This window comes from Peribacillus sp. FSL E2-0218 (genome assembly GCF_037992945.1).
In the GTDB taxonomy this organism is placed as follows: Bacteria; Bacillota; Bacilli; order Bacillales; family DSM-1321; genus Peribacillus; species Peribacillus simplex_B.
On record NZ_CP150304.1, the window covers coordinates 607,711 to 628,444 of the forward strand.

Here is a 20,734-nt window from a genome sequence, read left to right on the forward strand (position 1 = left end):
GCTTCTATATCTTATTCCACCATTTTTGCTTGAATAACCTTTTTGGAGCACATCGAACGTTTTTCGAAAAGCCTTAACGGTTCAATTGACAAGGGAGGCCGTTTCTGTAACAAATGAACCATTTCCAATCAGATATTTTACATCCGTACTTTAAGGTGATAAACTGTTGAAAGATTCATATTATTAGTCCTTCGGGGTCGGGTGAAAATCCCAACCGGCGGTGATGAAGCAATTCTAAGCCCGCGAGCCTGATAAAGGCAGGATTTGGTGAGATTCCAAAGCCGACAGTACAGTCTGGATGGGAGAAGGACGTGTGGAACCCAAGTGTATACGTACGCCTAATTTTCGGAAAATGAAAAAATTAGGTTTCTTAGGTATACAATTTTTTCACTCATTTCTCCTGCTAACTCCTTAGGCTTTCTAAGGGGTTTTTTATATTTCATAAAAGGGGGAAAAGCATGTTTACTGGAATCATTGAGGACATCGGGACCGTTCATTCCTTGAAAAAAGGCAAAAGCAGTATGGAGTTGACGATACGTTCCGAGAAAATCCTTGAAGATGTTCATCTGGGGGATAGTATATCAGTCAACGGCGTCTGCTTGACGGTAACTTCTTTCACGAAAAGTTTATTTGCCGTGGACGTAATGCCAGAAACGGTCAAGGCTTCCACGATCCGGACGTTAAAAGTGGGTTCACCCGTGAACCTCGAGCGTGCCATGAGTGCGGGGGGACGGTTTGGTGGACATTTCGTTTCAGGTCATATCGACGGTACCGGAACAATCATAAAAAAAGAACGAAAAGAAAATGCCGTATATTATGTCATCCAATTGGAAGAAGGGCTAAGTGCCTTTTGCATACCAAAAGGATCGATTGCCATCGATGGAACGAGCCTGACGATATTTGGGATTGAGAGCAACCTTTTAACAGTTTCCTTGATCCCCTTGACACATATGGACACCATATTGGGGCAGAAAGCGGCTGGAGATATCGTTAACATCGAAAACGACATGATTGGGAAATATATTGTACATCAAATGAAAAAAGGCGACTCAAAACCAGGACTGAATCTAGAGTTTTTAGCTAAGCACGGATTCTAAGACAAGGGCGGTGTAATGGATGTTCCATACGATTGAAGAAGCAATTGAAGAGTTGAAGGCTGGCAAGGTAGTAATTGTATCAGATAATGAAGATCGGGAAAATGAAGGCGATTTTGTTGTACTTGCTGAAAAGGCGACACCCGATGCGATCAATTTCATGGCGACTCATGGACGAGGTTTGATCTGTACAACCATAACTGGAGAACTGGCGGAAAAGCTGGATTTGCATCCTATGGTCGGGGAAAATACCGACCAGCATGGAACGGCTTTTACGGTAAGTGTCGATCATAAAAATACGACTACAGGAATCAGTGCCTTTGAAAGGTCCTTGACCATTCTGGAGCTTCTTAAAGAAGATTCGGTTGCTGGGGATTTTCATAGGCCTGGCCACACTTTTCCGATAGTCGCTAAAGAAGGCGGCGTACTTAAGCGGGCAGGGCACACGGAGGCTTCTGTGGATCTGGCCAAGTTATGCGGTGCCAAACCAGCTGGGGTCATCTGTGAAATCATGAATGAAGATGGATCGATGGCACGGGTGTCCGATTTAGAAGTCATCGCCGATAAATTCAACTTGAAATTCATAACGATTGCTGATCTGATTCAGTACCTTCAACAAGCCGAAACAAGCGGAAAACAGGAACGGGAACTGAACGTTCAAAATTCGTAAGGTTTAAAGCATGAACAAAAAATCAAACGTTTTATAAAATAGGAGGAATTGGAATATGGGGAACATCATTGAAGCACAATTAATCGGATCAGGTTTGAAAGTGGGAATCGTTGTAGGGAGGTTTAATGAATTTATCACAAGCAAGCTTTTGGGCGGGGCGTTGGACGGCCTTAAGCGTCATGGCGTTGATGAAAATGATGTGGATATCGCTTGGGTTCCTGGTGCTTTCGAGCTGCCGTTAATCGCGAAGAAACTTGTGAATACAGGAAAATATGATGCAGTAATCGGTCTTGGGACGGTTATCAGGGGTGCGACCTCACATTATGATTATGTATGCAATGAAGCAGCTAAAGGAATGGCAGCCGTATCCTTGGACACGGGGGTACCGGTTATCTTCGGTCTGTTGACGACCGAAAGTATCGAGCAAGCCATTGAGCGTGCAGGAACTAAATCTGGCAACAAAGGCTATGAAGCGGCCGTAAGTGCCATTGAAATGGCTAACCTTGGAAAGCTGATAGAGCAATAATTTTCATTCAGGAAAGCCGCAGGGAGGAATATCCCTGCGGCTTTCCTATGTTCATTTCCAGGATTGGGTCAGCTTCGCTCGCGGGCAACCTCTTCCAGGACGCTGCGTTCTTAAGCGCCCTGCTGACATCCGCTGAACATTAATCCTGATGATAAAATGCTCTTGGCCTAATCGTTGGTCGTAATTTCTATGACAAAAGGAAGCAAAGAGGGATACTTTTTTTTCGTTTAAAGGGAATTTACCGCGAAAGGAAAAAGGATATTAAATAACGGGCAAAAGCACGAGGTAATCAAAGCATGATAAAATAGGCAAGATGATTATGCTACAATTGTAAAGATTGCAATTGAAATTCATTTCTTTAGGGAAAAGTAAATTTATTAGTTATTAGGAGGGGTTTGTGTGTACCATCTCTTTACACATAATGATTTAGATGGAGTCGGCTGCGGCATTGTGGCTAAGCTGGCATTCGGAGAAGAAGTAGTGGTTAGTTATAACTCGATCGGCCGGCTTAACCAGAACGTAGGAGCATTTCTGGAGCAGGCAAAAATCGAGGATACATTGATCGTTACCGATCTTTCGGTTGATGAAGATAACGAAAAGATGATTTCGCAGTTTGTTGAAGATGGAGGCAAGGCGATGCTGATAGACCATCATAAGTCAGCACTGCATTTGAACGAACATGACTGGGCATCTGTGACGGTCGAGCAGGAAGACGGTAAACAGACGGCAGCGACTTCATTATTTTATCAGTATGCAATTGAAAACAAGCTGCTGGAGCCCTCAAGCATCGTAGCCGAATTTGTGGAATTGGTCCGCCAATACGATACATGGGAATGGGAAGTTAATAAAAATGCAACGGCAAAACGGTTAAATGACCTATTCTTCATGATTCCAATCGAGGAATTTGAGACGAAAATAGCTCAAAAGCTATCCACGGGCGAAAGCTTTACCTTTGATGAAGTGGAGCAAACTCTTTTGAAAGTGGAAGAGAGTCGGGTGGATCGGTACATAAACAGGAAGAAGAGAGAAGTTTATCAGGCTACTGTCGGCCCTCATACTGCTGGTGTGGTCCATGCCGAGTCCTATCACTCGGAATTGGGAAATGAACTATCAAAGGAATTCTCGCATTTGGATTATATCGCCATCCTGATGGTCGGAAGTAAAAGAATCAGCTTCCGGACAATCCATGATGACATAGATGTATCCGACGTTGCCGGAAAATATGATGGGGGAGGACATCAAAAGGCTGCCGGCTGCACCATGTCAGAGAAGGCGTACAGTCAGTTCGTCGAAAAGACATTCTTTGCCGAGCCACTGAAACGCGATGCCCACAAAAATCAATTGAATGTAAAAGAGTCCCCAGAGGGCTGCCTCTATTCAACGAGAGAGAAACAGGACATATTCATCTTTGAAGACGAGGAAGAGGAATGGATTGTTGAAATCAACGGAAAACAACAGAAAAAGACCTTCGATACCTTTGGGGAGGCGGAAAAATACATGAAGCGGAAATACGCGGCATGGCTGGCCCATGATGAAAGGTATGAAGAGTTCGTCAATAAGGGTTGAATAAGAAAGCGGCTGTCCGTATGGGACAGCCGCTTTTGCCTTTTTATTTACCTTTTTAACGGGACGGGGTGTACAAGCGTGCGTGACTTTTTGTTTGGTATGTTTTTTTGATGGTGAAGGATCGCATTGATTTCTCCTCCGACGACAAAGATCAGGCCGCTTAAATAAAGCCACAGCATCAAGATGATGACCCCTCCCAAACTTCCGTAAGTGGAGGAATAGTTGGCAAAATTGCTGACATAAAAAGAAAACCCAAGTGAGATCGCTAACCAAAGGACAGTTGCGGTCACTGCACCAGGAAAGACATGTTTAATCGGAAAGCTCTTATTCGGGGCGAAACGATATAAAAAGGTAAGAACGAGTGATATGACAACAACCGCTATGACCCATCGTAATAAACTGAATAAGATCTGCATTTCTTCGGGGATGGGAATGACTTGCTGTATTAAATCGATGATGACTTTCCCGAAGACGGGAAGACCGAGCATCACGATGAATGCAACGACCAAGCCTAATGTCAATGCAATGGAAATGAAGCGGGCTTTAATGAAATTCCTTGTTTCTTCCACATCATAAGCGATATTCATGGAATGGATGAACGCATTCATTCCGTTTGAAGCGGACCATATAGTGCCAAGGAAACCAATTGTCAGTAAACCGCCATTCCGTTCACTCAATATATTGATGATATTTTTCTCGATGACTTCCATCGTTTCCGCAGGCATGAAGGTCTTGAGCGTATCCAGGGCTGTTTGAATATCGATATTCAGGTAAGGCAATATGGACAGCAGTAATATGAGCAATGGAAATAGTGCGAGTAAATAGTAATATGCTTGTTCTGCTGCCAGTCCTGTGACACGATCTTCCTTTATTTCTTTGATAAGTTTTTTCGAAAATCTTATCGATTTATCCATCCGGGCATCACTCCTGACAAGTTACTTAGTTTATCTGCTTCTTTTCCCTATGCTGCGGAAATTTAATCCCTTTATTAAAAGAAATTGTATGATTTATCGGAACGGTATATGATTTTGCAAGGTTAGAGCTTGTCCGTCCATTTTCATTGCACGGAAAATGGGGTTCTTAATACCCGCAGTTCCGATGGGTGTAGATCGACCGTGCCGTTGTAGAATGCAGCCAGGTTATATTCATGGGCAGAACACAATGAAAGTGCAGGAAAAGGAAGAAAACGAGCTGGAATTGTCGTTAAGAAACGGCGATAAACAGCTGAACGATTGAATTAACAGGGGAATTCCAAAGCAGGGTTACGCCCCTTTTTGTGGAATAGATAGTTAAAGTAGCACTATGAACTGTAAAAATTATGTGTAGGCTACACGAAAGGGGGAGTATAGATGCGTTTCATTCCAGCTATAATGTTAAAAAAGTGAGGTTACATGATGTTCACTACAATTATTGCAAAATTACTGCGTCTCCTCCCCAATCAAGCAAAGAAAACACCTATGATTCCCCTGCAGCAAGTAAAAATGAAAAAAAATGTAGTAGTCGAGACATCCGTTCAACGTACTTATCTATCTTTATATTATCCTTTGGAAGCAAAACAGGAAAAGCTCCCCGTTTACATCAACTTCCATGGTGGAGCGTTCATAATGAATGAAAAGGAGATGGATGATCCTTATTGCCGCTTCTTGGCCAATCAGGCGGAATGTGTGGTTCTTAATGTCGATTATGCGAAAGCACCGGAGTACCCGTTTCCCAAACCGATCGAACAGGGCTATGACATTCTTGAATGGGTGAAGGGAAGAGCCGATGATTTGAATATTGATGCGGAAAAAATCATGGTCGGCGGACAAAGTTCAGGTGCAAATATCGCAGCCGCTCTCTGCCTCTATCTTGAAGAGAAAGGGGACGATCAGCCGCTGCTCCAAGTGCTATCCTGCCCGATGCTGGATTTTGTCACTCCGCATGCGGATAAACCAGAACGTGATAAGTGGCGTTCCCGATACCCTCAAGTTGCCCATTTTATAAATATGTGTTACCTATCTGACACAGAACTAGCGGGGCATCCTCACGCTTCCCCTGTTCGTGCCGAGATCAGTGACCGCTTAGCTTCCGCCCTTATCCTCATAGCGGAGTACGACGCCTTTAGACCAGAAGCCGAATGCTATGCGGAGAAATTAAAAGCAGCAGGGATAAACGTTCAAGATGAGCTATTCAAAGAATGTTCTCACGCTTTTACCCATCTAGGTCCAAAAGAACGAGCTGAAGAGGCTTGGCAGTTGATCGCATGGAAAATCAAAAAAGTGGTCGAATCCTATGAAAATTGAAACACTTCCTTCGTCCTTACTCCCTTATATAAGGTATCTTCAGCACATTCAAGTTTTTTTTTGGGAGAACCAGGAATTATACTAAGTTCTAAGGTTACAGACTTGGTAGCAGTAGAAAAAAGTTTACCTGCCCAATCGACGCTTTATTACATTTCAATGATCTGGAAATGGATCAGAAGGAGATGGATATGGATAAAGAGCAAAGGCAAGCCGATTTCGATTATTGTGAAAAGGTCATAAAAAAACATTCCAAAATCTTTTATTATGCATTTTCACAACTCCCTAGTGAAAAAGCAAAAGCCGTTTATGCCATCTATGCTTTTTGCAGAACCGCAGATGAGTGTGCAGATGGAAGCCAGTCATCCAAGAAAAAGGTTCAGTTGCTGAGACAATTAAAGAAAGAACTTGATTTGTTCAACGAGCATGAGGAATTGGATAAGCCACTATGGCGCGCACTCAGACATGTATTCAATACGTATGACATGGATATCAGCCCATTTTATGACCAGCTGACTGGGCAATCCTTGGATTTGTCCTTTACACCCCCGAAAACAATGCATGAACTGGAAAGGTACAGTTACTATGTAGCTGGTTCCGTTGGTTTAATGCTTGTTCCTGTCATCGCTTCGAGATCTTCTGCCGATTTGCATTCATCAGTGATAAGTCTTGGAGTTGCCATGCAAATAACGAATATCCTGCGTGATATTGGAGAAGATTACCGTGAGAAAAATCGCATCTATCTACCCGAAGACGAACTAACCCATGTCCACTATTCACAGCATGATTTACATAACGGCACGATCAATGAAAATTTCATCGGCCTATGGGAAAAACTTGCTGCTCGAGCTGAATCACTATATAGCAAGTTCTTGTTCAACATCGAGCTGTTAGATCCAGATAGCCGCATACCGGTCTATCTGTCTGCTTACATTTACAGAGGCATACTTGATGCTGTGCGAAACAATGAATACCAGTGTCTAACTAAACGAAACTATGTTACAAAAGAAAAAATGGCCCAAATCAATGCTGCAGCCAACAACGTCTTTGGTTTGTGGGAAGGAGATGCATTTACAGTTGAAAAATAAAACCGTAATCATCATCGGAGGCGGACTCGGTGGACTGTCAGCTGCGATTTCACTTGCGCAAGCAGGATACGATGTCTCCTTATATGAGAAAAACAACCACATTGGAGGAAAATTGAACAGGCTGGATCAAGATGGTTTTGGTTTTGATCTTGGCCCATCCATCCTGACGATGCCTCGGATTTTTGAACGATTATTTTCCGCGAGTGGAAAATCCATGAAGGATTACGTCCCGATTGAAAAGCTGGATCATCAATGGCGCTCCTTTTTCCCTGGTGGAAATGTCATTGACCTATATGAAGATTTGAACGAGATGCAAGAGAAGAACCCAGCCCTGAGTGAAAATGATATGCGAGAATATCAAAATCTGCTTCACTATTCGAAAAGACTTTATGATATGACGGATAAAACCTATTTTCAGCATGGCGTTGATACTACGAGACAAATCATGAAACATACCGGTTTGTTCACCGCTTTGAGGAACTTCGATCTGTTTTCTACGGTTCATGGAGCCATTAATAAACGGATCAGTAATGAGGAGCTCCGTGTGATGCTCTCCTATTTTATCAAGTACGTGGGTTCGTCCCCTTACGATGCACCGGCCGTGTTGAATATGATGATCTACATGCAGCATGACCAGGGTGTATGGTATATACCCGGCGGTTTACACAATCTTTCCAGTGGCCTGGTGAAGCTGGCTGAGGAAGTTGGTGTTACCTTCCACCTAGGAAAGCAGATCGTAAAACTTGAAAAAAAGAATGGGAAAATTAACGGAGCTATTTTGAAAGACGGTACAAAACTAACAGCAGATTATTTTGTTTCCAATATGGAAGTCATACCGGTTTACGAACGTTTACTGGAAGAAGACAGCCATTATGTAAAAAAACTGAAAAAGAAATTCGAGCCGGCCAGTTCCGGCCTCGTGATGCATTTGGGAGTGAAAAAGAGCTATCCGCAGCTGCGCCATCATAATTTCTTTTTCGCAGAAGATATGAAGCAGCAAATGCATTCGATCTTCCATCGTCATGAGCTGCCGGAAGACCCGGTCATTTATTTGGTCAATGTCAATAAGACGGATCCGACACAAGCTCCTGCAGGATATGAAAATATAAAAGTACTGCCCCATATTCCCTATATTCGGGATCAACAACCTTATAAACAGCAGGACTATGAACGATTCTCTGAGCGGGTTTTGATCAAATTGGAAAAAATGGGCCTGCATGACTTACGGGACAATATAGTCACAAAGGATGTATGGACACCGGAAGATATCAGGAGGGTGTATGGCTCCGACCGCGGTGCGATTTATGGAACGGTGTCAGACCGCATGAAGAATAAAGGATTTAAGCATCCGAAACAGAGTGAACGCTACGACAATCTATATTTTGTCGGTGGAACGGTAAACCCCGGCGGCGGAATGCCAATGGTTACCTTAAGTGGTCAGCTTGTAAGCGAGAAAATTGTTCAGAGGGATGTATCCAATGTCTGACAATCACGGTCATTTTCTAAAGACATTACCGGAAAGGCAGAGAGAGGATCTAATTTCCCGTGCAGACCTTTCAATTGAAACGCGTAAAAAAAAGCTATTGAAGCTGAAGTCCATTCTATTGGAGCATGAAAGGGCATTTATTCAAGCCCTTCAATCAGATTTGGGAAGACCGCCATTCGAAACACTTTCTTCTGAAATTACGGTTTTATTAAATGAAATCGATTATGTATGCAAGCATTTAGCAAAATGGATCCGGCCTGTTCGGTCCAGGCATCTAAAACTTGGATATGTGGAAGCGATCAAAAGAATGAGGCATCCATACGGGAGTATACTCATCATTAGTTCGTGGAATTATCCGCTCCAGCTTGCATTAATGCCTGCCATCGGAGCGATAGCCAGCGGAAACCGCTGTGTGATCAAACCATCTGAACTTGCACCTGCAACTGGTGAACTGCTTAGAGAGGTCATTAATCACGTATTTCCTCCCGAACAATTAACAGTTGTTACAGGAGATGCTCAGACCGCCAGCCTATTGACTTCTGCACCTTTTGACCTGATTTTTTTCACAGGCAGTCAGCAGACAGGAAAAGCGGTAGCGCGGCAGGCGGCCAATCAACTCACACCGGTGATACTGGAACTCGGCGGCAAAAACCCCTGCATCATGGATGAAACGGGCTTTTCAAAAGCGGCAATCCAGCAAATCGTCTGGGGTAAGTTTCTTAATGCGGGGCAAACGTGTATTGCGCCGGACACACTGTTTGTCCATCAGTCCATTTACGAAAAAACACTTTCTGAAATATCGGCTTCGCTTTCAGCTTTCTACGGAGATCGACCCCAGGAAAGCGATGATTATGGTAGGATTTGTAACGATGCACATTTCCAGAAGGTGGTTGATTTTATCGGAAAAGGGGATATCTGGCATGGCGGGAAGTATGATAGAAACGACCGGTTCATCGAACCAACGGTGGTTGTGAATGTGAAACCGGGGAGTTCTATCATTCAGGAAGAGATATTCGGCCCGGTACTCCCTGTCATTCCATATACGGATTTAAGAACATTATTATCTAGTGATAGGATTCAACGTGATGCACTTACAGGATATATTTTCAGTAAAGACAACAAACAAATCCTGCAGTTCATGGAACATATGAAGTCACCGACCATTAGCGCCAATCAAGTGATACATCATGCCGCGAATCCCCATGTCGCATTTGGAGGGGTTGGAAGAAGCGGATACGGTGCTTATCATGGAAAAGCTGGTTTTTTAGCCTTCAGTTATGATAAAACAGATTACAAATCCTATCATTTCATCCATTTTCAAGGAAAATTCCCGCCTTATTCCGATAGAAATATGAAATTCTTGAAGAAGTTAAGAAAGTGGCTGTTGTAATTAGAATTCATAGAACACGATGTTACCTGTGAAGCATAGAAAATGAGGGGAATTATCATGATTGTTTCATTACCTGTCCATTGGATCCTTATCATCGACATTTTTGCATGGCCCTTTTTTCATCTGTCCATTTCTGCCATTTGTTTGAAACTACCTTTGGTATGGTTTCTAAGAGATCAATTTTGGTTTCGGATCTTCTCTTGGGAAAAATCCGGAGAATTGTGGCAGCGTTTATTCCGGGTGAAAAAATGGAAAGGCTATATTATAGACGGCACAATTTTTCTTAAAAAGGGGTACAGTAAAAAGGGGTTACATGGCATCGGGTTGAGGGACTTGACGATCTTTGCTGCGGAAACAAAACGCGCGGAATTCACACACTGGCTCTCCATACTGCCTGCTCCGTTGTTCTTCTTGTGGAATCCGGTATGGGCGGGTTGGGTGATGATCCTGTATGCGTTTGTATTCAACCTGCCCATTATCGTTGTTCAACGCTACAATCGCGGACGTATTACTGCCATTACTTCAGAACTTGTTAAGAAATGAAGCAGCATATTGTAAGGAAATGAGGGAATGCACATGAGTAAGAAGGTTATTGTTGTGGGGGCAGGTGTTGCAGGGCTTGCCAGTGCAATCAGACTGCAGCAAGCGGGGTACCAGGTGGAGATATATGAAAAAGGAACAACTCCCGGTGGCAAAATGAATCGAATTGAACTGGATGGCTATACATTTGATTTGGGGCCGAGTATCGTCATGATGCCGGAATTATATCGGGAGATCTTCGAACTATGCGGACGTAACCCCGATGATTATATTCCAATGGAAAAATTGAACCCGATTTATCGGGCTTACTTCAGTGATATTCCCGACAAGCCTTTTGATATCTCCTCAGACCTTACCGAATTGACACGGATGATTGAATCGATCAGCGAAGAGGATGCGGAAGGTTTTTTTCTATATCTGCATGAAATCTACAAAAGCTTTGTCGTTGCAAAGCATCACATTCTTCAAAGACCATTCCGCAAAAAGGCTGATTTTTATAACCTTTCCATGCTGAGGAAAGTGTTGAAACTGAAAGCACGCGGCACTGCAGATTCTTTTATAGGAAAATATATCAAGAATGAACGGCTGAAGCAGTTAATCAGTTTTCAAACGTTGTACATAGGCATTTCCCCAATTGAAAGTCCATCTTTTTACAGCATGATCCCCATGATCCAATTTTTATATGGAGTATGGTTCATCAAAGGCGGTATGTATACGATGGCACTCTCTATGGAGAGGCTCTTCACGGAACTTGGAGGAACCATCCACTATGGCAAAGATGTGCAGGAAATATGCATTCATCATCGCAAGGCGACCGGGATTATCGTGGAGGGCAGAAAAGTCTCTGCGGATTTTGTCGTTTGTAATGCAGACTTCCCATATGCCATGAAACACTTGATAAAAGACAAGACCGCTAAAGGGAAATATACCGATAGAAAGATTGACAGCATGAAATACACCTGTTCATGTTTTCTTTTATATCTCGGTATGGATCGAAAATATGAAGAAATTGGTCATGTGCATAATTTTATTTTCAATGAAAAGCTAAATCAGAATCTGGAAGATATTTTTGCAGGGAAGAAACTGACGAATGCCTCCTTTTATGTGTACATAGCTTCAAAAATGGATCCTTCCCTTGCACCCGAGGGGAAAGATGGGCTGTATATCCTGATGCCTGTCTCGAATATAGCAACAGCCCATTATCAGTGGGACGAGGAAACCATTTCTTATTATCGCAGCTACATTTTAGATGAATTAAAAAAAATCCGTGGTTTTGAAAACATTGAAAATGAGATTGTAACCGAAACATATACAACACCATTGGACTTTGAGTCGAAGTTCAATGCATATAATGGCGCCACTTTTGGTTTGCAACCAATCATGGCCCAAAGCAACCACTCTCGTCCGCAAAGCAAAGCAACACATTGTGAAAATTTGTATTTTACCGGAAGCAGCACACATCCTGGTGCTGGTGTCCCTATCGTGCTACTATCCGCCAAGATCACTGCACAGGAACTGATACAAGACGATACAGGTGAAATGTTCGATTATTCAGGAAAATGAAGACGTTCTGATGACTCTTAGATGAAGGAGGCGTTTTATATGACAGCTTCAGAAGTGATTAATCTCGCTATTGGTTTTCTGGCAGTCATGATTGCCATTATCATGTTCTGGTCTTTACCAGTTCCAATTTTATCCTCCAGCAAGAATACCGGTCTTCCGTTTCTGTCAATCGTTATTCCTGCCAGGAATGAAGGAGGCAGGCTCTCACCGTTATTGCAATCCTTGCAGGAACAACGTTTCAAGCAATTTGAAATATTGGTTATTGACGACCAGTCAACTGACAATACTGTGGAAATTGCACAAAGTTACGGTGCAAATGTTCTAAAAAATGAAGGATCCGGGAAGTCATCGGCCTGCTGGCGTGGTGCTATGCATGCAAAAGGGAGTTGGCTATTGTTTTTGGATGCAGATACTGCGTTCACCAATTTGGATGGTTTAAAAAATCTATTAAATTTCTACCAGGGAAAAGGAGCAAGGGGTATTGTATCCTTACAGCCCTATCACACGGTTGATCGCTTGTATGAACACCTTTCTGTAATATTTAACATTATTGTCATTGTGGGCATGAATGTATGTACCATTTGGGGAGCACGTTTTAAAACCGCCGGTTCGTTCGGTCCGTGCATTTTATGCAATAGAGACGATTATCTTTTGTCGGGGGGGCATAAAAAGATCGAGGGAGAAATCATGGATGATCTGGCACTGGGCCAGGCATTTCTTGACCATAATCTCCCGGTTCGTTGCTTGGGTGGCAAAGGGATCATCTCATTACGCATGTACCCGGAAGGCTTGAGTAGCCTGATAGAAGGCTGGTGCAAAAGCTTTGCCGTTGGTTCCAAGTCCACTCATCCAGTCATCATGTTGATGGTTATCATCTGGATTGCCGGCAGTTTAATCTCTACGGGAGCGTTGATCTCTTCCATTATTGAATTAGACACGCCCGCCATTATTTTCAGTGGAGTATTGTATATTCTCTATACGATTCAAACGGCATGGTTTGCCCGTAGGGTCGGTAATTTCAAATGGGCGGTATTCCCTTTTTATCCGTTTTTGTTTTTATTTTTCACAGGAGTCTATGTATATTCCTTCTTCCGGGTAAATGTTTTACGTTCTGTAAAATGGAAGGGTCGTAAAATAAATGTCTAGAAAGCTTTAATTCCCGTCCCATTATTCATTGGGCGACAACGCTCGTTTTCGTATTTTTGAGAAAAATTAAGTAGAAACCTTTGCCCCATTAGATTTATGAAGGCGAGGAATTTCCGGATACTACCTCACGATGTTGGTTATGTTACTATCGTGGAGGTGAATACAAATGGAAAAGAAAAATCAAGCAGGTAACTTTAGACAACATGCTACTCAATCTGAAACGGAGTTTGCAAGTGAAACAAATGCTCTGGAAGTCATACGTGAAAACCAACAATCGACTAAAGGGCAATTTGAAACGGAGTTCGCAAGGGAAACGAATGTTCAGGAAGTAAAAAAGCAAAATCAACAATCAGAAGGCAGATAAATTCAAATTAGTATATAAAAAAAGGAAGCCGAGGCTTCCTTTTTTCATTCTGAGCCAGACAATGTTGTCTGGATTTTTTAGTGCACTTCTTTTTCTTGTTCCCTTTCGATTTTCGGAGGGGTCCATTTGAAGACTTTATTAAGGATATTATAGATGTGTTTGGATTCCTTGGTCATGATCGGTCCAAGAATCGCTAAGGTCAACACATATAATGCAGCAAACGGGGTGAGTATAGGCATTAAACCGCCGGCAATGCCAAGGTTTGCTAGTATGATGGAGAATTCACCACGAGAAACGATCGTTAGACCGATATTAGCGGAAGCTCTGTGAGATAAGCCTGATTTGCGTCCGGCTATCATGCCAGCGGCAAAGTTACCGATTATGGTGATGATGACGGCCCCAAGAACCATCCAGATTGCTCCGCCGAGGGAGGTCGGATCGATACTCAAGCCAAAGCTGAAGAAGAATATGGCCCCGAAGAAGTCTCTAAAGGGAATGACAAGTTTTTCAATCCTGTCGCTATGTTCCGTTTCCGAAAAGACCAGCCCGAGCAATAAAGCGCCAATCGCTTCTGCAACATGAATCGTTTCCGAGAAACCTGCAATGAAGAATAGTAACGCGAACACGACAATGATAAATATCTCATCTGAGGATATATTGAATAATTTGTTCAGTACCCCAGAAGCCTTCCGGGCTATTACGAAGAATATCAGCATATACCCGATTGCGATGAAAGTAGAAAGTAATGTTCCCCAAACGGAACCAGAAGAGCTTAATACCAATCCAGATACGACTGATAAATAAACGGCGAGGAAGATATCTTCAAACATGATAATACCAAGGATTAGCTCCGTTTCATTGTTACCGGTCCTTTTCAAGTCCACCAGTACCTTGGCCACAATGGCGCTTGATGAAAAGCTGATAATCCCTGTTAGTATCAGGACCTCTTTTAAGGGGAGTCCCAGGAGGAACCCATATATGAGGGCCATACCTACGTTGATTAATATATAATAGGTTCCGCCAGTCACGATATTTTTCCCTGATTTCATTAGCTTTTTAACGGAAAATTCAAGCCCTAAATAAAACAGGAGGAATAAGATACCGACCCTTCCGAGGAACGCTATGATTGCATCACTCTCGATGAATCGTAAATCAATCAACCCGAAGTGCGGGGCATGGGGACCGACGAGCATCCCGATGATAATGAGAATGGGTACATTGGATACTTTGAATTTACCTGCAATGAGAGCAGCAAATGCTACTAGAAGCAGGGCAGTTCCCACTTCGAAGACTAAATGGTCCATAGGAGCTTAGTCACTCCTTTCGTCGGTCAATAATTCTCTTGTCAGGTTGCGGATATCTTTTCTTTCACCGGATATCACCAGTGTATCGCCTGTTTCGATGACAGAGTCGGGACCGGGATTATTCAGTTGTTTTTTACCCTTTTTCGAATGGGCGATGACGGTAACGTTATAATTGCTCCGGATATCTATCGACCCGATCGTTTGATTGATGGCTTTAGAACCCGGTTCGACCTTGAACCATTCAATCACCAAGTCACCAAGGGACATTTCAATCGTTTCAAGAGCTTGCGGTTTATAAACCATGCCGCCAATGATGGAAGCCAATTGCCTCGATTCCTGATCGTTGATGGTGATGCTTGATATGACATCTTCGTGCTCCTGGTCAAAATGGTATAATTCCCGACGGCCGTCATCGTGAATGACGACTACTAGCTTTTCATCATTTCTGGTTATGATTTCGAACTTTTGACCAATGCCAGGAAGTTCACTTTCTCTAATTCTCACTGGAATTCCTCCTTAAATTTTTTGGTTTGAGTTAACGGAAGGGAGAAACATGTTTATAAGTTGACATCAATAATCGTCTTGAATTTCTTCTCCTTGGAAATGCCGATGTATTTCAGTGTCTCAGACGGGCTTGAATGATGGTAATGCTTTTGGATCAAAGCTAATGACACACCTTGTTTATAGGCATGATAGCCGAAAGTTTTACGCATCGAACTTGCCCCGAATTTCCCTGTCAGTCCTGCACCTTCCACAGCATCATGAATGATCCGGTGCGCCTGCTGACGCGTAATCGGCTTTTTTGTCTTAGGCGAAAGAAATAAAAATTGACCCTCGATAACCTTCGAGCCTTTAAGGTACTCTTGTAAAGCGGTACGAACCTTTAGGTTTAAAAAAATTTGAGTGACTTCGCCGGTTTCCATCCGTTGCTCATAAAGCTCCTTGATTTTCCCCGTTTCATCAAGAACGTCTGCGACTGTGATTTCCAGCATTTCATTTATTTTCATGCCTGTGTTGATGCCGAGCACGAACAATAAATAATCTCGACTGGAATGAGCTCGTAAATAGGTCTTTATTTTGCTAATTTGATTGATATCCTTAAAGGCTTCTACATATTCCATACATCTTCTCCTCTTGCCAATGTAACATAATTATATTATATCATAACTTATGTAACATTTCATACGATAAGTCCTATAAAGGCTTCTCCAAAAAGAAAAGTACTGTTGAACTGAAAAAAGCTTTTTCTTATTCTCTACACAATCAAGTGAAAATATATCCGTTTCTTTTAAAAGCGAAGAGGGGTCATGAGTGGATAAAAAAAAGGAATCCCCAAGTAGGGATCCCTTTTGTTCTAGTATACCGCTTTTTGTAATTTATGAATGACCTCAAGTGAAAGGCCGGTTCCGATGGCAACTGATTCAAGCGGATTGTCCGCAAGCTGGACTGGGACGACAATTTCATTCGTCAGCCATTCTTGTATTCCGTTGAGAAGTGCACCACCGCCTGATAGGATGACGCCTTGATCGACGATATCCCCGCTTAATTCAGGTGGACAGTCCTCCAAAGTGGCCCTGATCGATTCCAATATATGAAGAAGCGATTCCTGGATGGCTGCCTGAACGTCAGTGGATGATATGGTAATGGGCTTTGGAAGGCCTGTTACAAGATCGCGGCCCCTGACTTCCATCGTCATCACGGAATGTTCAACAAGTGCATAGCCGATTTCTTTTTTTATTTCTTCGGCTGTTCTTTCGCCAATCAGCACATTATGTTTTTTCCTGACATATTGGCTGATATCTTCATCCAATTGATCCCCGCCAATTCTGATTGAATTGCAGGATACCACTCCGCCGTATGATATGATCGCAACCTCAGTCGTACCGCCGCCTATATCGACGATCACATTGGCAACGGGCTCCTCGACAGGAAGTCCTGCCCCGATTGCTGCCGCCACCGGCTCCTCGATGAGATGGACCTGTTTGGCTCCGCAGCTTTTGACTGCATCCTGAATGGCCCTTCTCTCGACTGACGTTGAGCCTGATGGCGTACATACCACGACACTAGGCTTCCGGAGCGATAAGCCCAGGGCCTTGCTTGCTTTTTTCATGATTTCACGAAGCATTTGCGCGGTTACGTCAAAATCTGCAATGACACCGTCCTTTAGCGGACGAATTGCGACGATATTTCCAGGTGTTTTCCCAATCATGTTTTTTGCATCCACACCGACTGCCAATACTTTATTAGTCTCTATATCAATGGCCACCACTGATGGCTCATTAAATACGATTCCTTTATTTTTACTGTAAACTAGCGTATTTGCAGTTCCTAAATCAATGCCTATTTCTGTATTTGATAACATTTAGTCACCCCTCCATAAGAGTTTGACCCCTATATACTCATTCTACCTTTTGTAGGGGGTTTATGGGGGTGGTAATTCTAGTAAATAATAGACGGGTGACCTCGTTCCTTTTTCGATAGGAAAATGATGTTGAATTATAGTAATGGCTGAAGCTGGCGAACGAGCCATGAATGGAATATTTCATGTGGATGCGACCCGTGCCAATAGGCTTCCATGATTGAAAAAAAGCAGGGCAACTGCGCAATGAGAAGTGAAAAAATCAGGGGGATGAATGAAGCGACTAATACCTGTTTATTCCTGGCTTATGTCCTAAACAAGGTGGGGCACCTTTGGAACCGTACATTTTATGTTAAGATATAGATGAAAATCCGATAAAGAAGGTAATGTTGTGCGTACATATTTTATTGAGAGTAAGAGTTTTAAAGTCATCTTTACATCCATTCTCGCTTTCCTTGCCGGCTATACGTTTGATCGGCTTGGCGTATACTTGCCGTGGATGCTTGGGCCTTTATTTGTTGTTATGATCGCGAAAGTGAAGCTAAGGAAGTACATGTTTTGGGCCAAGCCCTTCAGAAGCATTGGACTGGTCATTCTTGGCTTGCAACTTGGCAGTGCATTCACGAAACAATCCTTGAACGAGATGGTTGAATATTTGCCTGTCATGCTTTTTACGACGATCGCCATCATTTTTTTTTCAATGGTGACCGGATGGTTTGTGGGGAAACGGATGAACCTATCGCCAAGCACTTCCATGCTTGGCAGTTTTCCCGGAGGACTTTCCCAAATGGTGGTTTTAAGTGAGGATATGAAGAATAGCGATGAAACGGTTGTCGGTTTCATGCAGACCCTTCGGATCATTCTGGTGATATCCATCGTTCCCTGGCTGGTGACCCATGTAATGTCAGTTGAATCAGGTGCGGTGGCGCCCATGGCTGAACGGCCGTTTTTCTTATTTGATTATGACGGGAAAATGGCTATCATGATGTTGGTGACCCTGCTATCATTCATCTTCATCACAAAGAGAGTGAATTTCCCGTTGCCTTTTTTACTCGGCCCCTTAATGGCTGCGGCAATATTCAATTTAGTCGGACCAGGTGCCCCGCAAATACCCGACTTTTGGCTGAGCATGTCACAATTATTGATTGGCACTCATTTAGGCTACACATTGAAGGTTGATAACCCACGACTTTTCAGAAAAATGTTCGGAGCGGTATTCTTAAGTAATATCCTATTGATCGGTTTTTGCTATTTTTTATCGATACAGCTTGCTCCGCTGCTATCATTGCAGGCGAATGAACTGTTCCTGAGCATGGCGCCAGGCGGTGTGGCGGAAATGGCTGTCACAGCGATGTCCGTTCATGTCGATTTATCCGTTGTCACAAGCTTTCACTTATTCAGGATATTATTCATTTTATTCCTTCTTTCACCCGTCATCAAATGGCTGGATGGAAGAAACGAGCGAAAACAGGAACAAGGGCAAAGCTGACTAGCTTTGCCTTTGTTTCGATTCAAAAAATTCACGAGGGAAATCCAAACCTTCCATATAAACGGCCTCAATTTTTACGGTGGGGCTTGAAATTTCATACACGTGCAAAAAATTTATCTGAATTGAGGAAATAGGCTAGTGAAACGGCCCTTTGTAAGGAGAAAAGTAGATGGATTTTGTGATGATTTAATGAATTTTAAAACGGAATAGTAAAATAATCCTCATTTTTTTCACATAACAACCGATATAAAAAGAAGACGAGATTTTAAATGAATGGGTGAATATTATGGATATAACATCAGTTTTGGGCGTAGTACTGGGTATTGTGGCCATCTTGGTCGGAATGGTGTTGAAGGGCGTAAGTGTAACGGCGTTGATCAATCCTGCCGCCATTTTGATCATTATTGTAGGAACGATTGCGGCTGTCGTAACGGCTTTTCCTTTGTCAGAATTAAAAAGACTGCCAAAAATATTCAAGATTTTATTTTTGCAGCAAAAATTGACGAAGCCGGAAGAATTAATCAAAACATTTTCGGAATGGGCGGTCATTGCCAGGAAAGAAGGCTTATTGGCATTGGAAAGCATTTCGGATCAAGTCGATAATACCTTTTTGAAAAATGGCTTGAATCTTGCTGTTGAAGGGCAAAGTGCTGATTACATTCGGGATATTTTAGCGGAGGAAATCGATGCGATGGAGGAACGCCATCTGAGCGGTGCAGCGATTTTCACTCAAGCGGGTACATATGCACCGACACTTGGAGTATTGGGTGCAGTAATCGGATTGATTGCAGCGTTAGGGAATATGGCTGATACGGAGGCATTGGGACATGCGATATCTGCGGCGTTCGTTGCAACCTTGATGGGGATTTACACGGGTTATGTGTTATGGCATCCCTTTGCCAATAAGCTCAAGCGGAAATCGCAGCAGGAGGTCCGGATCAAGGAAATGATGATAGAAGGGATTTTATCGATCATCGAAGGAGAAGCGCCAAGAACGATTGAACAGAAATTAACCTCATATTTGCCTGCTGGAGATCGTAAAAAGTGGCTGGAAGGCGATGTGAGAGAAGATGGCTAGGCGGAAAAAGAAACATAGGCATGAAGAGCATATCGATGAATCGTGGCTGGTTCCCTATGCCGATATCTTAACATTGCTTCTTGCTCTTTTTATCGTTTTATTCGCTTCGAGCTCGGTTGATGCAGTGAAATTCCAGCAATTGTCCAACGTATTTAACCAGGTGTTTACGAGCGGAACGGGATTTATGGATTTCCCGAGTGATTCCCCGAGCAATGAGCCGACATCGCCTGAGCAAAAAGCAGGGGCGGAGGATCTGGAGAAATTAGGGAAAAATGAGCAGGAAGAGCTTACAGAAGTCAAGAAACGTGTGGACGCGTATATCAAAAAGAATGATTTGACTGATAAATTGGGAACGAACCTCACGGATGAAGGCATGTTGATATCGATAAGGGAAAATGTTCTGTTTGAATCAGGTGTTGCCGAGGTTAGGAGCGAAAACCGAAAAATCGCAAAGGAGATATCCGTTTTGCTGGTCATGGACTTACCGAGAAACATCATCGTTAGCGGGCATACCGATAATATTCCGATCAAGAACCACCAATACGAATCCAATTGGGACCTGAGCGTGATGCGTTCCGTGAATTTCATGAAACTTCTTCTGGAAAATAAAGAGTTGGACCCTGAAATGTTCAGTGCTAAAGGACATGGGGAATTCAAGCCGGTTGCTTCTAATGAAACGAAAAAAGGAAGGGCGAAAAATCGGAGAGTTGAAATCCTGATAGTCCCGCGGACGGCAATAAATGAGTGAAAGCCTGTCTGGAATGGACGGGTTTTACTTTTGAAGGAGTATAC

At 43.0% G+C, this 20,734-nt stretch carries 19 protein-coding genes, 1 pseudogene and 1 riboswitch; of the genes and pseudogenes, 15 read left to right on the plus strand and 5 right to left on the minus strand.

All coding sequences use genetic code 11. From position 1 onward, the window contains the following. Positions 1–183 precede the first annotated feature (183 nt). Positions 184–314: riboswitch (FMN riboswitch) on the plus strand. Positions 315–458: 144 nt separating this feature from the next. From ribE (MHI53_RS02885) to MHI53_RS02900, 4 genes and pseudogenes are all read left to right on the plus strand, one after another. Continuing rightward, complete coding sequence (gene ribE / locus MHI53_RS02885; protein ID WP_061142572.1) at positions 459–1,097, plus strand: riboflavin synthase; 639 nt, start codon at positions 459–461, stop codon at positions 1,095–1,097. 19 nt (positions 1,098–1,116) lie between these two features. Further along, positions 1,117–1,752, plus strand: a pseudogene (ribB, locus tag MHI53_RS02890) (3,4-dihydroxy-2-butanone-4-phosphate synthase); the annotation flags it as partial. Positions 1,753–1,819: 67 nt separating this feature from the next. Further along, positions 1,820–2,290, plus strand: a complete 471-nt coding sequence (gene ribE / locus MHI53_RS02895) for a 6,7-dimethyl-8-ribityllumazine synthase (RefSeq protein ID WP_061142571.1) — start codon at positions 1,820–1,822, stop codon at positions 2,288–2,290. Between the two features lie 399 nt (positions 2,291–2,689). Next, a complete protein-coding gene (locus tag MHI53_RS02900; protein ID WP_061142570.1) occupies positions 2,690–3,856 on the plus strand; it encodes a hypothetical protein in 1,167 nt (388 codons plus the stop codon). A gap of 47 nt (positions 3,857–3,903) precedes the next feature. Here MHI53_RS02900 and MHI53_RS02905 read toward each other — a convergent pair whose 3' ends face one another. Then, on the minus strand, positions 3,904–4,770 hold the full coding sequence (locus tag MHI53_RS02905; RefSeq protein WP_061142569.1) for a YihY/virulence factor BrkB family protein: 867 nt from the start codon (positions 4,768–4,770) through the stop codon (positions 3,904–3,906). 480 nt (positions 4,771–5,250) lie between these two features. On the opposite strand from MHI53_RS02905, the gene MHI53_RS02910 reads away from it, so the two are divergent. From MHI53_RS02910 to MHI53_RS02945, 8 genes are all read left to right on the plus strand, one after another. After that, entirely contained in the window at positions 5,251–6,138 is an 888-nt protein-coding gene (locus MHI53_RS02910; protein WP_061142568.1) for an alpha/beta hydrolase, read from the plus strand. A 188-nt stretch (positions 6,139–6,326) separates the two neighbouring features. Then, positions 6,327–7,223, plus strand: coding sequence for a phytoene/squalene synthase family protein (locus tag MHI53_RS02915; RefSeq protein WP_340372713.1), 897 nt, complete (start codon positions 6,327–6,329; stop codon positions 7,221–7,223). Next, positions 7,201–8,709: a phytoene desaturase family protein gene (gene crtI / locus MHI53_RS02920; RefSeq protein WP_340372714.1), complete on the plus strand. Its 1,509-nt coding sequence runs from the start codon at positions 7,201–7,203 to the stop codon at positions 8,707–8,709. Before MHI53_RS02915 ends, crtI (MHI53_RS02920) begins: the two co-directional genes overlap by 23 nt. After that, positions 8,702–10,099, plus strand: coding sequence for an aldehyde dehydrogenase family protein (locus MHI53_RS02925; protein ID WP_340372715.1), 1,398 nt, complete (start codon positions 8,702–8,704; stop codon positions 10,097–10,099). Before crtI (MHI53_RS02920) ends, MHI53_RS02925 begins: the two co-directional genes overlap by 8 nt. A 57-nt stretch (positions 10,100–10,156) precedes the next feature. Continuing rightward, complete coding sequence (locus MHI53_RS02930) at positions 10,157–10,642, plus strand: glycosyl-4,4'-diaponeurosporenoate acyltransferase (RefSeq protein WP_340372716.1); 486 nt, start codon at positions 10,157–10,159, stop codon at positions 10,640–10,642. A gap of 33 nt (positions 10,643–10,675) precedes the next feature. Then, on the plus strand, positions 10,676–12,202 hold the full coding sequence (gene crtI, locus MHI53_RS02935; RefSeq protein ID WP_340372717.1) for a phytoene desaturase family protein: 1,527 nt from the start codon (positions 10,676–10,678) through the stop codon (positions 12,200–12,202). Between the two features lie 39 nt (positions 12,203–12,241). Further along, entirely contained in the window at positions 12,242–13,348 is a 1,107-nt protein-coding gene (locus MHI53_RS02940) for a glycosyltransferase family A protein (protein WP_340372718.1), read from the plus strand. A 166-nt stretch (positions 13,349–13,514) separates the two neighbouring features. Next, positions 13,515–13,712: a gamma-type small acid-soluble spore protein gene (locus tag MHI53_RS02945; RefSeq protein ID WP_061142561.1), complete on the plus strand. Its 198-nt coding sequence runs from the start codon at positions 13,515–13,517 to the stop codon at positions 13,710–13,712. 77 nt (positions 13,713–13,789) lie between these two features. Here the strand turns inward: MHI53_RS02945 and MHI53_RS02950 are convergent, their stop codons facing one another. The 4 genes from MHI53_RS02950 to mreBH all read right to left on the minus strand — a co-directional run bounded on the left by MHI53_RS02950 (position 13,790) and on the right by mreBH (position 17,378). Further along, on the minus strand, positions 13,790–15,016 hold the full coding sequence (locus tag MHI53_RS02950) for a cation:proton antiporter (protein WP_100532229.1): 1,227 nt from the start codon (positions 15,014–15,016) through the stop codon (positions 13,790–13,792). Positions 15,017–15,022: 6 nt separating this feature from the next. Continuing rightward, the gene (locus MHI53_RS02955) at positions 15,023–15,520 is read right to left on the minus strand and encodes a cation:proton antiporter regulatory subunit (RefSeq protein ID WP_061142559.1); all 498 of its coding nucleotides are present in this window, start codon (positions 15,518–15,520) and stop codon (positions 15,023–15,025) included. Between the two features lie 53 nt (positions 15,521–15,573). Next, on the minus strand, positions 15,574–16,137 hold the full coding sequence (locus MHI53_RS02960) for a tyrosine-type recombinase/integrase (RefSeq protein ID WP_340372719.1): 564 nt from the start codon (positions 16,135–16,137) through the stop codon (positions 15,574–15,576). A gap of 233 nt (positions 16,138–16,370) precedes the next feature. After that, the gene (gene mreBH, locus MHI53_RS02965; protein ID WP_061142557.1) at positions 16,371–17,378 is read right to left on the minus strand and encodes a rod-share determining protein MreBH; all 1,008 of its coding nucleotides are present in this window, start codon (positions 17,376–17,378) and stop codon (positions 16,371–16,373) included. A 388-nt stretch (positions 17,379–17,766) separates the two neighbouring features. On the opposite strand from mreBH, the gene MHI53_RS02970 reads away from it, so the two are divergent. From MHI53_RS02970 to motB, 3 genes are all read left to right on the plus strand, one after another. Further along, on the plus strand, positions 17,767–18,864 hold the full coding sequence (locus tag MHI53_RS02970; RefSeq protein ID WP_340372720.1) for an AbrB family transcriptional regulator: 1,098 nt from the start codon (positions 17,767–17,769) through the stop codon (positions 18,862–18,864). 286 nt (positions 18,865–19,150) lie between these two features. Beyond that, positions 19,151–19,942, plus strand: a complete 792-nt coding sequence (gene motA / locus MHI53_RS02975) for a flagellar motor stator protein MotA (RefSeq protein WP_061142555.1) — start codon at positions 19,151–19,153, stop codon at positions 19,940–19,942. Then, a complete protein-coding gene (gene motB / locus MHI53_RS02980) occupies positions 19,935–20,690 on the plus strand; it encodes a flagellar motor protein MotB (RefSeq protein ID WP_061142554.1) in 756 nt (251 codons plus the stop codon). The genes motA and motB overlap by 8 nt, the downstream gene beginning before the upstream one ends. Positions 20,691–20,734 lie beyond the last annotated feature (44 nt).